13 protein-coding genes are annotated in these 12,869 nt (G+C 59.9%); 7 read left to right on the top strand and 6 right to left on the bottom strand.

Features of this window, described 5'->3' with window-relative positions:
* Positions 1 to 37: 37 nt before the first annotated feature.
* Complete coding sequence (locus JHC81_RS01745; protein ID WP_292169828.1) at positions 38 to 841, top strand: thermonuclease family protein; 804 nt, start codon at positions 38 to 40, stop codon at positions 839 to 841.
* A gap of 5 nt (positions 842 to 846) precedes the next feature.
* Here JHC81_RS01745 and JHC81_RS01750 read toward each other — a convergent pair whose 3' ends face one another.
* Positions 847 to 1,833 carry a glutathione S-transferase family protein gene (locus JHC81_RS01750; RefSeq protein WP_292169829.1) on the bottom strand — a complete coding sequence of 329 codons (987 nt, stop codon included), beginning with the start codon at positions 1,831 to 1,833 and terminating at the stop codon, positions 847 to 849.
* Between the two features lie 144 nt (positions 1,834 to 1,977).
* Here JHC81_RS01750 and JHC81_RS01755 point away from each other — a divergent pair, with 144 nt between their 5' ends.
* Together JHC81_RS01755 and JHC81_RS01760 are read left to right on the top strand one after the other, a co-directional pair.
* Complete coding sequence (locus JHC81_RS01755; RefSeq protein ID WP_292169831.1) at positions 1,978 to 2,385, top strand: response regulator; 408 nt, start codon at positions 1,978 to 1,980, stop codon at positions 2,383 to 2,385.
* A gap of 221 nt (positions 2,386 to 2,606) precedes the next feature.
* A complete protein-coding gene (locus JHC81_RS01760; RefSeq protein ID WP_292169832.1) occupies positions 2,607 to 3,689 on the top strand; it encodes an NAD(P)-dependent alcohol dehydrogenase in 1,083 nt (360 codons plus the stop codon).
* A gap of 275 nt (positions 3,690 to 3,964) precedes the next feature.
* Here the strand turns inward: JHC81_RS01760 and JHC81_RS01765 are convergent, their stop codons facing one another.
* From JHC81_RS01765 to JHC81_RS01775, 3 genes are read right to left on the bottom strand one after another with little or no spacing between them, the layout of a single operon-like run.
* A complete protein-coding gene (locus JHC81_RS01765; protein WP_292169834.1) occupies positions 3,965 to 4,156 on the bottom strand; it encodes a helix-hairpin-helix domain-containing protein in 192 nt (63 codons plus the stop codon).
* Entirely contained in the window at positions 4,153 to 4,362 is a 210-nt protein-coding gene (locus JHC81_RS01770) for a hypothetical protein (protein WP_292169835.1), read from the bottom strand. The genes JHC81_RS01765 and JHC81_RS01770 overlap by 4 nt, the downstream gene beginning before the upstream one ends.
* A 6-nt stretch (positions 4,363 to 4,368) precedes the next feature.
* Positions 4,369 to 4,632 carry a DUF2171 domain-containing protein gene (locus JHC81_RS01775; protein ID WP_292169837.1) on the bottom strand — a complete coding sequence of 88 codons (264 nt, stop codon included), beginning with the start codon at positions 4,630 to 4,632 and terminating at the stop codon, positions 4,369 to 4,371.
* Between the two features lie 2,234 nt (positions 4,633 to 6,866).
* Here JHC81_RS01775 and JHC81_RS01780 point away from each other — a divergent pair.
* Complete coding sequence (locus JHC81_RS01780) at positions 6,867 to 7,178, top strand: PadR family transcriptional regulator (protein ID WP_292169838.1); 312 nt, start codon at positions 6,867 to 6,869, stop codon at positions 7,176 to 7,178.
* Entirely contained in the window at positions 7,175 to 7,714 is a 540-nt protein-coding gene (locus tag JHC81_RS01785) for a hypothetical protein (protein WP_292169840.1), read from the top strand. The genes JHC81_RS01780 and JHC81_RS01785 overlap by 4 nt, the downstream gene beginning before the upstream one ends.
* Before the next feature lie 686 nt (positions 7,715 to 8,400).
* Here the strand turns inward: JHC81_RS01785 and JHC81_RS01790 are convergent.
* Both JHC81_RS01790 and JHC81_RS01795 read right to left on the bottom strand, forming a co-directional pair.
* Complete coding sequence (locus JHC81_RS01790) at positions 8,401 to 9,582, bottom strand: DGQHR domain-containing protein (protein WP_292169843.1); 1,182 nt, start codon at positions 9,580 to 9,582, stop codon at positions 8,401 to 8,403.
* Complete coding sequence (locus tag JHC81_RS01795; RefSeq protein WP_292169845.1) at positions 9,575 to 10,489, bottom strand: HNH endonuclease; 915 nt, start codon at positions 10,487 to 10,489, stop codon at positions 9,575 to 9,577. The genes JHC81_RS01790 and JHC81_RS01795 overlap by 8 nt, the downstream gene beginning before the upstream one ends.
* A gap of 340 nt (positions 10,490 to 10,829) precedes the next feature.
* On the opposite strand from JHC81_RS01795, the gene JHC81_RS01800 reads away from it, so the two are divergent.
* Positions 10,830 to 11,783: a metallophosphoesterase gene (locus tag JHC81_RS01800; protein WP_292169847.1), complete on the top strand. Its 954-nt coding sequence runs from the start codon at positions 10,830 to 10,832 to the stop codon at positions 11,781 to 11,783.
* A complete protein-coding gene (queE, locus tag JHC81_RS01805) occupies positions 11,780 to 12,415 on the top strand; it encodes a 7-carboxy-7-deazaguanine synthase (RefSeq protein ID WP_292169848.1) in 636 nt (211 codons plus the stop codon). Before JHC81_RS01800 ends, queE begins: the two co-directional genes overlap by 4 nt.
* Positions 12,416 to 12,869 lie beyond the last annotated feature (454 nt).

Genomic DNA, 12,869 nt, shown 5'->3' on the forward strand with positions numbered 1-12,869 from the left:
CTGAGTGTACATCACGACAAACACACTGACGCGATTTATGCGCGCGCTCGCAGCGATGGTGAGCGTGCTGTGTCTCGCGAGCGTCGCTGCGTGCGATCAGCTGGCAACGGTCGTGGGGGAGGGGCTCTCGTCATCGCAATCTGAAACTGCCGTTTCGTTTAGAGCGACGGTGGTCGGTGTCAGCGATGGTGACACCATCACTGTGCTCGATGCGACCAATCAGCAGCACAAAATCAGATTAGCTGAGATCGACGCACCAGAACGCGGTCAGCCCTGGGGGGATCGCTCGAAGCAAGCGCTGTCTGCGCTCGTCTTCGGCAAGATGGTGTCGGTGCAGCAAACCGATACCGATCGCTATGGTCGTGTCGTGGCGCGCGTCTTCGGTGATGGCCAAGACGTCAATCGCGCGATGGTCAAAGACGGACATGCTTGGGCATACCGTCGGTACCTCACGGATCAAACGCTACTCGCAACTGAAGCGCGTGCGCGTGGTGAGCGCAGTGGTCTGTGGTCGATGAGCGATGCTCAGACCGTGCCGCCCTGGGAATGGCGACAGGGGGTGCGGGTAGCGCAGGCTCAACTCGATCGTAGGGCGGCGAGTGTAGAACTGCGCGAGCGGTCATCGGCACCACCAGTGCAGTCGCTGCTGTCACCGGCTGAAGAGCCTGCGGATGCGCCATCGCTATCGAGCGGGTCGTTCACATGTTCGGGCAAACGCTACTGTCGTCAGATGAGCTCGTGCGAAGAAGCGCACTATTATCTGCAGGTGTGTGGTGTCTCTTCACTCGATGGCAACAGCGATGGTGAACCGTGTGAGATGCTCTGTGGCACGGCGGGCTGACCGTCTCATTCTATCGCGTTGGAGTACTTGCGCTTGTCTCGGCCCCAATGTGGGATCGGACCGACCGGGATGATGGCTGACGGGTTCAGGTCGAGGTGGCTGGTGAAGTAGTGCTGCTTGATCTGGTCGAAATGCACGGTCTCGGCGATCTCGGGGATGGCCATCATGCGCTCGAGAAAACGCGACAGACCATCGTAGTCGACGATCCGTCTGACGTTGCATTTGAAGTGTGTGTGATAGACAGCGTCGAAGCGGATCAGGGTCGTGAACAGGCGGATATCGGCTTCGGTCATAAGATCGCCGAAGAGCCAGTCGGATGAACTCAGTCGTTTATCGAGCGCATCGAGCTGCTCGAATAGCGGAATGACGGCCTGCTCATACGCTCGCTGCGTGGTCGCGAAACCGGCGCGGTAGACACCGTTGTTGACCGCTTCGTAGACCTGGTCGTTCACTTCATCGATCTGCGTGGCGAGCACACTTGGATACAGATCAAGCGCGGCGGCTCCCAAGCCATCAAACGCGCGATTGAAGATGCGCATGATCTCTGACGATTCATTGTTGACGATGCGCTGTTCGACGCGGTCCCAAAGCACCGGCACGGTCACCTTACCAGTGTAGTCAGACCGGCCCTTCGCATAGAGCTGCCAAAGATAGTCCAGCCCGTTCTCGAGATCGCCGGTTGAACCGTCTTCAACCTTAAACATCCAACCATTCTCACGCATCAAAGGGTGTACGACCGAGATGGGGATGAACGGCTCTAGCTTCTTCAGAGCGCGTACGATCAGCGTGCGGTGCGCCCAAGGGCAGGCAAAGCTGACGTAGAGATGGTAACGATCACACTTTGCTGGAAAGGCGTTCCGACCGTCAGGACCAGGCTCACCATCGGGCGTGATCCAATCCCGAAACCCGCTGTCTTGCCGCTTGAAACTGCCGCCCTTGCTGGCCTCGGTCGCTTTCCCCGATTGCCACTGTCCGTCGATCATCTGACCCATGTTACGTCTCTCTTTGCTGCGCGCTGTCCAACGTGTCGAGGGCGTGGATGATCCGCCACTGTTCGCTTGAACAGGGTGTTCGGACTTCTTCTGTCCGAGGGCAGAAAGTGGTGAACCGATCGAGTGCGGGACGGTTGGCTTGTCATGACCACTTCAACAGTTCCCTACGCCCTCGCCGTCGATGATGACGTGATCATACGAATGGATGCGCGCGCCATTCTGGAAGAGGCGGGGTTCCGCTGCATGGATGCTGAGAGTGGCGATGATGCGCTCGAGGTGCTCGAGCAGCATGCATCATCGGTGGTCGTGCTGTTTACAGATGTCGAGATGCCAGGGTCAGTGAATGGCTTTGCGTTGGCTCGCCATGTCGCAGATCGATGGCCCCACATTGAGATCGTGGTTTCGAGCGGAAATGTTCAGCCGCTAACCGGCGAGATGCCGGCCAAGGCAGCCTTCATAACCAAGCCGTTCTCGGCAGAGGTGGTGCATGAGGAACTGCGGCGGCTCCTGCCAGATGGCAAAAAGCCTGACCCGCTGAAGATTGCGGTCTGAATAGCCCTCGATCATCAACGACTCATGTCGGTCCGCTCCGAGGCGGAGCTACAAACCCAGATCGTACTCTGAGTGTAGATTTAGAAGAATGTGCCCGCATCTGGCAGGCGCTGTGTGCTGCTGGCGTATCGTCGTCAGACGCGCAGCCGAGACTTCACGGTACGGAACCCCCATAGCGGCTGCGGCTTTTTCTGTCTCATCTCAAAGCCACGGAAGTTCTCATGAAGTCGATCGCTTGGGGCGCAAAGACCGCCCGCTCCAAACTCGAGCGCATGGAGATCGACCGGCCCGATCCGAAGGACAATGAGGTGGTGATCGAGGTGCTTTACGCGGGGGTCTGCCACTCTGACATCCACCAGGTGAAGAATGAATGGCACAACACCGTCTATCCCTGCATCCCTGGCCACGAGATCGTTGGTCGTGTGAAGTCCGTCGGTGCCTCCGCTTCGCGATTTAAGGAGGGCGACATGGTTGGCGTCGGCTGCATGATCGACAGCTGCCGCACATGTGAACCCTGCAAGGATGGCGACCAGAACTATTGTGAGGGGCCGAACGGCTGGCTTGCTACCTATAACGGCCCGATGACTCCGGCGACGGAGACAGCGGATGGCACGAACATCTATGGTCGCGACAACACCTTCGGCGGCTATTCCGATATTGTCGTCGTGCCGGAGGACTTCGTACTGACCTTGCCCGAGGGGCTGGATCCGAAGAAGGCCGCTCCCATCCTCTGCGCCGGCGTTACGACCTGGTCGCCGATGCAGCACTGGGGCGTAGAGAAGGGTGACCATGTCGCCGTTCTCGGCTTCGGCGGGCTGGGTCATATGGCCGTCAAGTTGGCAAAGGCCATGGGCTGCAAAGTCACAGTCCTGACGTCAAACCCCGACAAGCTGAAGGATGCGAAAACGCACGGCGCGGACAATGCGGTAATCGAAACCGACAAGACCGCCCTTGCCGAATTCGAGAACGCCTTCGACTTCATTCTCTCGACCGTGCCCGAAAAGCATGAGGTTGGTGCTCTGTTCGACCTGCTGAAGCGCGACGGTCAGTTCGTGGTGGTCGGCAATCTCGACGTCATCGACGGGGTCGACAATTCCAAGCTGGCGTTCAAACGCCAGAGCCTCGCGGGCTCGCTGATTGGCAATCTGCAGGAGACGCAAGACGTGTTGGACTTCTGTGCTGCCAACGACATCGCGCCCGAGGTCGTGATGATCGACATCAAAGACATCAACGACGCCTACGTGAAGATTGAGAACGGGGAGGTGCGGTACCGCTACGTCATCGATATGCAGAGTTTGAGCTGACCAACCTCGACGAGGCAGCTTCTCTTGGTGTGCGGTTTGAATGTTCGCTTCGTTCGCTAGTCGCGGATTTGGTCTTGGTGAGTAACAGCCACTTCCGCCCATCAGTGTGGATGTAGAAAAGTGCACTCGCGTCGGAAAGCCAGGGGCGGGTTTTGGCGTGTAGTGGCGGTTTCTAGGGTCCGCAGAGCAGGATGGCGTGTCGTCAGCATCCGTTCGTCGAGAAACAAGACGCCAACATTCGGCGCGCCCAGCTCGTCGCTACGGCGTTGGCGATGTCAGCTCCCCTCGACCGAGACGTGGGCACCAACGCCGTCGGTCTTGCCGGCTAAGCCAGGCACCTCATCCAGTTGGCGTAGACTTGTGAAGTGACCACGCTCCTCGCGATATCGAACGATCTCGAAGCCGTGGCCGCGCAACCCGTCGATGGCGTCGAACTCTTCGGCAGTCGCGGTGTTGAGGTCGATCATTTCTGACTGCCCTCGGACAACCCAGTCGGGCGATGGGCAAGCGCAAAATCGATGGCCTCGATGTCCACCTTCAGTTTGACCAAATCGCGGATACGTTCGTGGTCGCCGGATGCTGCCGCGTCGACCGCTGTTGGCCAGACCTTGGCTTCCAGTTCCTCGCGGATCGCCTGAAGCTGGGCGGCGACCGCCTCGTTATCAGTTGTCATGCTGCGCTATTTCAAGTCGGCGATCGCTTCGCCGGCCTCTTCTTCTTCGAGGAGGGCGGCGTTATCGGCGTTGGCGGACAGCCGGACTTGATTGCCTTCGACGGCGGCTACCAGCCCGCCGGAGAGGTAGTGGTGGTGATCGCTGTGCGACCCGCTGTCGGCCTTGGTAAGCTTAATTCGATCGCCTTCGACTTTGTCGACTGTGCCTAGGTGGACTCCGTCGGCACCAATGACTTCCATATGTTCTTTGATCTGCGAAAGATCGGTCATCGCGGGTCTCCTTCTGACTGCCATAGCTAACGGAGACTGGACTACGACGTTCCAGAAAGTTGGGCAGATCACCGCAACGGCAAGGCTGACAAGGCCCTGCGATGGTGATCGCGCTGAAGCTTGTCCGACTAGCACCTCAAAAGGCCTCTAATGTCGGCGGCGGCGGGGCAACAAGCGCGCGACAAGGCTAACAATAGCTGCGTCGCATTCCGCCGAAGCTCGAAGGTCTCCTTTCGGCGCTTAGCAGCCAACTTGGCCCGTCGGTGTAGATCCATACAAATCCACCTTGGTTGCTAAGGCTCAGTGGCAGGTGTTTTCGAGAATGCCGATTCGGCGAGGCGACGGGCCAGAGTCTGCTTTGGGGATCGAAGCTAAAGTCTACTTTCGACCCATAGCGGACACGGCTGGTGTTGTTTGCGGGCGCTACCACTGGACGTAAGCGCATTTCTGGGAGACCGTGTCCGGTGGAGGATGCCGATGCTCATACCGCTGTACCTATTGTTGGTAACGTCGCCCCAAGAGCCATCCTCACAGACACCCCCGGGTCTTCACCCAGCCGATCAATACTCACAGGAGCAGGTCACTTATGGCCGTCCCAGACCGCCACTAGAACCCGCGCCTGTGCCAATTACCTTCGGCCCGCCCCCGGTCCCGCCTACCCTGGATGGCTCGTGGAGCGTCGACCTGTCGACTGAGCCTGACACGCCCTATCAAAAACCAATGATGCTTCGGCTTGCTCCGGACGGCTCCGTCACCGGTGACTTTTACGACAGCCAGATTGAGGCGGGCCGCTGGACCAGTCGGCGCGGCCGCACGTGCGCCGCTTTTCGGACGACCGATGGCGTTGGTCCGTATCACACCACCGTATGTGCGGTAGGCGACCATGCCGAAGGTCAGACCTGGGCCGAGCACCGGGATTTCGTCTTCCTCTGGCGAGCCGAGCCGGTCCGCGAATAGATGCGCACAGATCGTCTTGCCCTGTCAGCGATCGCTGCCGCGGCCGGTCTTACCGGCTGCACAACGATACCGGTCGAAGATGCCTGCCGGGTCGAAGCCTCGGCTCAAGGCGTAACACTCACCGGCGACCCTGCTGTCGAGCCGCTGCCGGCATCAGACCAAGTGCTGTACCAGTGGTTCGGCAGCGGCGTGGATTGCATGACGAAGCGGGGGCACGTTCAGAGCGTCACGGTTTCTCCAGTCACCCTTTCAAACTAGAGAAGCCCGCCACCCCCAAAGGAGTAACGGGCAAGAACGTCGTGCAGGGTGATAAGTATTTGTCTGAACGAGGCTAGACGTCAGCCGGGACCAAGTCAGGCCCCGGGTGTCCGCTTCCGGACTAGAAGCTAACGTCCGCAATCGACCCATTGCGGACATTTGGAGAAAGCGCTTGAGTTCAACACGGGAGCTCGCCTGAGCAGATCGGGGTGCCAAGGATGATGTATAGACGGTGCAGCCTATTATTGGCCCTAGCCATGGCGGGGTGCGCGACCTCTCCTCAGTCGTCGAGCGGCCTCATTTCAGATGCCCCAAGTGTTGCGCAAGTTCAAAGTGCCTATCGTGCCTACAGCGCGCGACTGCCTTGCCCGGAGCCAGCAATCTGCGGGAGTAGACCAGCAAGCTCTGTTTCCGAGGCTAGCTGTGAGCTTCACGGCTCTGCGCGCGCGTCCTGCCTCTTTACAATCGTTGGTCCTCTTGGCCAGCCACGCTACTCATGCTCAGGCCTGTTCGAGGCTAACGGAGCGGATTGGTGGATGGTGAGCCTAGTCGAACCCTGTAGATCCGTGCCTTGGGAGCTTCCAACGGCTCGCGACCTTGCACGGCTTGAGACCGTCCTCCGCCTAGAGGATGGGACAAATAAGTGAGGGGCTGATGTGGGCCGAGGAAACATCCGCTTTCCACCCCCAGCCGCCGCTCGGATGTCGGCTCGCGGGCCGCAGGCCGGATGTCTGCTTTTCGGCAGCGACCTGGTGTCCGCAGTCGACCCATAGCGGACCTTGCAGGTCAGCTTGTGCAGGTTAGATTGGGGTCGGGAGTAGTTTAAATAAAACGCCGGTTACAACCGCAGTTGCGGGTGGAAATCCCGCCTCCCGCTCGCTCGATGTCCACTTTTCGGACCGATCTTGGGGGCCGCAATCGACCCAAAGCGGACGTCTGCACAGCCTCCCGTAAGCAGATGAAGCCGTCACCAATTCAGAACGCTTGACTCATAACTCGACATATGGCGAGTTATGGGAATGACACGTCCCGCAAACGCTTCTAACCAGACCCGCGTCCTCCTCGCCCACTTTGCCGACCAACCCCAGGCGTGGCGATATGGCTATGAGTTGAGCAAGTCGACCGGGCTTGGATCAGGGACCCTCTACCCGACCCTCGCCCGCCTTTCGGAGCAAGGTCTCCTGGAGTCCGAGTGGAGGCCGTCGTTGCAGCCGGGTCGACCCCCCAGACATGCCTATCGGCTTACGAGCGCAGGGATCGAGTTCGCCCGATCCCAATCCGTCAAGCCGGTCAGGGCGTCCAAATCGCGTTCCAGACAGGTTACGGCATGACCAATTTCACGACACTGCTTTTTGAATTCGCGATCAAGGTCGGCCCGGCGGACCGTGAAATCTGGCTCAGAGCGATGCAGATGGAGTTCGAGTTCATACCGGCTGCGGAGCGACTGCGCTTCGCAAGCGGCTGTCTCGCGGCGGCGGTCGTCTGGCGCATCTGGACGCCGGACGGGGTGCGCAAAGTCACCCAGGCCGGCCTCGTCGCGGCCAGCGCGTCGCTGGCCGGCCTTGTCACGATCCATGCCCTGCTCGGGACCTTCGGGCCGCTCAATCCTATGATGACCGCCCTCGGGCTCAGCTATGCGGCAGGAGCTGCGGCAACGGCGCGTTGGAGTCTTCGCGGCATGTCCGTCTTCGCACTCGGCGGCATCGCGCTGAACACCGTGTTTGTGGTCGCATGGGCGGGAGGTGCCGCCGAGCCGCCGGGGTTCGTCCGCGCCTTGTCCGTAGAGGCGTATATAATCCTGGCCACGTTCCTGGGCGCCGCTGCTCTTGCTCATGCGCTGGCCCGTCGACTCGAGCGCGGCGCATGACCCGGAAGGCCATGTGGCTGCTATCTTTATCGGGTCTGCTCTTGGGCGTCCTGCATCTGGCCCTCACGCTTCCAATCTACGGACGCCTTTCACTGGAGGCGTTGTGGTTCGCCGGGAGCGGCCTGGCCGTCGTCTGCTGTGCGCTTATGAACGTTGGCGCTCTGCGCAGCAGCGCGCCGTTCAGTCGCTGGGCAGCCGTTATCGCGAATCTGCTGATTGCAGGGTTCTTCGCTGCAGCGTGGCCACTGCTGCCGAGCCCCCAAGTAGCAGCCGGCATCATAATTTTTGTCGTCCTGGCCGCCTGCTTTGGCCCGATAACCGCTTGGCAAGAGAGAGCCGCTTCCTCCGAGGCTGCTTCGTAGGGAAAGCCAGATCGCAGGCTCGCTAGTGTCCGTTGTCCACCCAAAGCGGACGTCAGGGACTTCTGCTTTGCGGCGGCTCACCCGCCTCCAATCAGCGGAAGCTCCGAAGGGCAGCTACGAGTCACGAGCGGACCTTCGGTTCTAGGATTGCCGATTATGCGCATTTCGCGAACGAGGCGGGAACATCTAGTGCGCGTCCCGTTGAGTCCCCCGGCTAGCCTGTGCGCCCTTCCTAGTCCTCCGGGGGGGCCATCCTCAAGTTCGAGCCGCTGAAAGCTCGCAGTCGGAAGCGGTGCCGTCCGGCACCGTCGCCGCGCGGTGCCATCAGTCGTCGTCCATGATGCGATAGACGGCGAGTTGCGCCTTCCAGTCGGCCGGGAGTCGACCTGTGCCGCGCACAAGTTTCTTTAGACGACGAAGATCGTCCTGAATGATGTCTCTGCCTGCAGAAGTATCGAGGCTCTTGAGAGCCCAGACATCCTGCCAGAACTCGGCCGGAACGCCCGTCATCAAATTTCTGGCGGCGTCGCCAGCAGATTTGCCGTCATCGCCCATAATTGGGTGGTCATTGAAGGCAATATCGTACTGAGCCTTCAGTTGATCGACGATCATCTCCGAAAGGGATTGGATCGTCGCCTTCAACACGAGGTTCGGATACCTTCCGGCGTTGTCCGCGGTGATGCCGTACGTCGCGAAGATGGCCTTCCAGATGGCGTAAAGCACCGAAAGGGCGTCGCTCTCATCCTCCTTCGTCTCCGGAAAGGCGCGCGTGATGGCTTTCAGCGAATTTTCCAGCGCGGTGGGTTGAACAACAGGCTCTGCGCCTGGGAAACGGTTGTTCACCCAGTTGACCATCTTATAAAATGGACTCTCCGGATCTTCGTTGAGAACGTCGACGAAGGTCGCGAAGCGTGGAACGGTGACGGACGCTTGCGTAAGACGGTCACGGAGCGGAATCTCGATCATGTCGAAATTCGCGATCAGCGCCTTGAGATTGTCGGTCGGTACCTTGTGTGACTTGTTATTGATGGTGACGAACTGGAACGCGCGCTCCAGTTTGGACATACTAGGGAACAGACAAACGGGTACCGGGATTTCGGCCTCTACCTCGGCCATTCCGCGTAGCCGGTGTTGCCCATCCAAGATGTATGTGTGGTCCTGAACGGCGTTCGAGAGCGTCAATTCCCACAGATCATCGTCGATCTGCTGCATCGAATAACCGGCGACATCATCCGTAAGGGTCGTTGGGTCATCGATATGGGGAAGGCCTTCATCGAAAGCGATGGTCACGCTCGTGGGAATGACGTTGTTCAGGGACGCGCCGAAGAAGCGTTTGATTTGGCGCCAACGCGCATCAACCAGGGCGCGCTGCACATTACCCCTGTCCAGCTTGATATTGTCGGCATGCGCCCAGGTTGTGATTTCCTTGGCGTTAGCGACGAAGACTAGAAATGTCGCGTCTGTCCCCGCCTGTTGCTCGACCAGAAAGCCTCTATATTTATGCACGAAGCAGTATCCCTTCTTCGATCTCGTCACCGCAGGGACCGCAAGCGATCTCCACGTTGAAAAAATGATAGGCGTCCTTTGGGTCGCCGCGGACGATGAATAGACGCTCGTCGGCCGCCTCATAGAACGGTACGTCGCAGCGCGCGCAGCAACCACGCTGACGCCAGAGCAATGCGAACTTCTTCACACCCCCGAACGTTTCCGTGATCCGAGAAGGAGTGATCGAAGGGGTTACATAGGTCTCGACCGGCAGGTCCGCAAAGCTAATCAATACATCCTTGAACTTGTTGCATGACTTGCAACTGGCGGCGAGATTAGACCGATGCCTGCTCCCGCCCCGGCGTTGTGGGAAAACGTGTTCAATCTCGAAAGTCCAGTAATTCTGCGGCGCTCGCTGCTCGGGCAACGCGTCATCGGGCAACTCCTCCTCGGCTTCAGCCTCATTGCCGAAAATGAGAGAATGGCCGCAAAGGTAGCAGCGATGGCTGTTGGCTTGGGCGAAGCGGCGAATGGTCTTCTTTTGACTTTTGGTGGGGTCCGCTCCTCCCGCCCGGATCCGTTCGCAGGCCCGTCGAAGAAACCAGACGATGTTTGCGCGTTCTTCCGCGCTAAGATCCAGAAGGTCATCGACGAGATTGTCGAGTTCCTGGTCAAGCGCCTCTCCTGGAAGATCATTAAATTCCCCAACGAGTTGCACGCCCCTGACGATCAACCGGCTATGGACGAAGTTGGTGAGGCGGTCGCCCAGATAAGCATAGCTGTCGCTTGCCCGGAGGCTGATCGGTGGTGAAACGGGCAACAGTTGCTTGAGAATAAGCCACAACTGCTCGCCCCAGTCTGCTGCTTTGGATTCAATTTCCTCGCCGAATAAATAGGTCTTCGTAAGAGCAACGCCGCTTGGAGTCATGCCTTTCTCCTCATAGACCTTTCAATTCGATACATTAACTGTGTCATCCGCCTATTCGAGGTGCCTATAGCGCGATCGCCAAAGCGTAAAGCGGTGCTGTTAAAGTCAAAATACAGAAAAATGCCAACCATTGAAGGCCTAACTAGTAGGCGCAAATCCTACCCTGACAGAGCCGTCGGGTGGCTGACGGAGCCCCACGTCTTCCCGTCTCATATGCCTTTGGGCCCGTACGCCGAACCTCCGGCGAGGATGGCCTAAACCGAGGCTGCAACCCCTCACTGAAGTCCCGGCAGGTCGTGATCGCGCTCGCCTTATCCGCCGACGCCGCTAGGTTGTCGTCATGAGCTACGACATCATAGGCGACATCCATGGTCACGCGGACCAACTGATTTCGCTTCTTCAAACGCTCGGCTACCAGCACCGCGGCGGGGCTTGGCGTCACCCGAGCCGATCGGTGATTTTTGTCGGCGATTTTGTCGATCGCGGTCCGGGTCAACTGCGGACGCTCGAGATGGTGCGCGACATGGTCGAGGCCGGTTCGGCGCGGGCGGTGATGGGCAATCACGAGTTCAACGCGATCGCATGGGCGACCCCGCACCCGGCGCAAGAAGGCGCCTACCTGCGCTCACGCGCGGGCCCGGTGGGCGAGAAGAATCGTCACCAGCACCAGGCGTTCCTGGCCGAAGTCGCGGCCGACGGCGCCGATCATCAGCGTTGGGTCGCCTGGTTTCTTGAGCTGCCGCTCTGGATCGAGGAGCCAGAGTTCCGTGTGGTGCACGCGTGCTGGAGCCCTCAACACGCTGACCACCTAAGACCGCTGCTGCGCGAGGGCGAGCGGTTGAGCGTCGACCTGGTCCAGGCGGCGAGCCAGCGCGGCTCGCCCGAATATGAAGCGGTCGAAACGCTGTTAAAGGGGGCCGAGGTCGAGCTCCCCGACGGTCACAGCTTCACTGACAAGGACGGACATCATCGCACGGCTATTCGAATACGCTGGTGGGATCCGACGCCAACCACCTACCGCGCCGCCTATATCGGTCCGGCAGGCGTCGACATGCCCGACCTGCCGCTGCCCACCTCTGAGCGGCGTCCAGCGCCTGACCGTCCGACCTTCATCGGTCACTACTGGTTCGACCCGCTTGGGCCGCTCGCGCCGGTCACCCACCGTGTAGCGTGCGTGGATTTCAGCGTCGCAAAGGGCGGCCCGCTCGTGGCCTATCGCTATGATGGCGAGCCCGAACTGAGCGCCGCGAAGTTTGTGGCCGTGGACGTCGGAGCGGAGGTGCGGCGCACATGACTTATGCTGTGAAGGAGACCTTCCTGACGGTGCAGGGCGAAGGCGGCCAAGCCGGCCGGCCGGCGGTCTTTCTGCGCTTCGCAGGCTGCAATCTCTGGAATGGACTGGAGCGCGACCTCGCCAGCGCCGTCTGTTCATTCTGCGACACGGACTTCGTGGGCACGGATGGCGACGGGGGCGGCAAGTTCGTGACCCCGGAGGCGCTGGCGGCTCATGTCGGATCGATGTGGCGAGGCCGCGAAGGCGATCCCAGGCTCGTCGTCTGCACGGGCGGGGAGCCCCTGCTGCAACTGGACAGGCCCCTGATCGCCGCCTTAAAAAACCAGGGCTTCGACATCGCCGTGGAGACCAACGGCACCATGGCTGCGCCGGAAGGGATCGACTGGATTTGCGTTAGCCCCAAGGCCGCGGCCCCTGTGACGCAGATCTCCGGTCAGGAGTTGAAGTTGGTCTATCCTCAAGCCTTGGCCATGCCTGAACGCTTTGAGGGGTTGGCCTTCGAGCAGTTCTGGTTGCAGCCGATGGACGGACCGGATCAGGCGGCCAACACCGCCGCCGCGCTGGACTACTGTCTCGCGCATCCGAGGTGGCGTCTCAGCATCCAGACCCACAAATACATCGGGGTGCGCTAGGCGGTTTCTGTGATCGCGGGGTGGCGCGGAACTCAGGTGAAGTTGTCCAGTCGCTGTACAAAATCGAACGAAGGGTTCGTGCCTTCGACGACGACATTTTGAACGCGGTAGGTCGCGATAGCGGCCTTTCAAGCGATCTGGACGTCTCGCTCAGCTTGGGTCGTGTGGGTAGTCAATACACGTCTCGCGCGATAGGCTGATTGCGTAGCGTCGGGGCAAGCGCTTCGTGAGTAAGCGCAGGGGGCATGAGGCGTTGAAGGGTTTCAGTGCGTCCACGGTCAAGTCGTGGTTCCAGTACCGGTGTGAGCGGAAGGTCAGATACGAGCTTTCAAGCGATGACGAACTGGCGGCTGTGCCGGTGCTCAAAGACATTCGCGAAGCCCCTTGGGCCAGACTCGGCAATGAGTTCGAAGATCGCGTGGTCCATCGCTTGGCGGCCGAAGCGTCAGTTCTG

It is taken from the genome of Brevundimonas sp., assembly GCF_016463295.1.
GTDB lineage: Bacteria > Pseudomonadota > Alphaproteobacteria > Caulobacterales > Caulobacteraceae > Brevundimonas.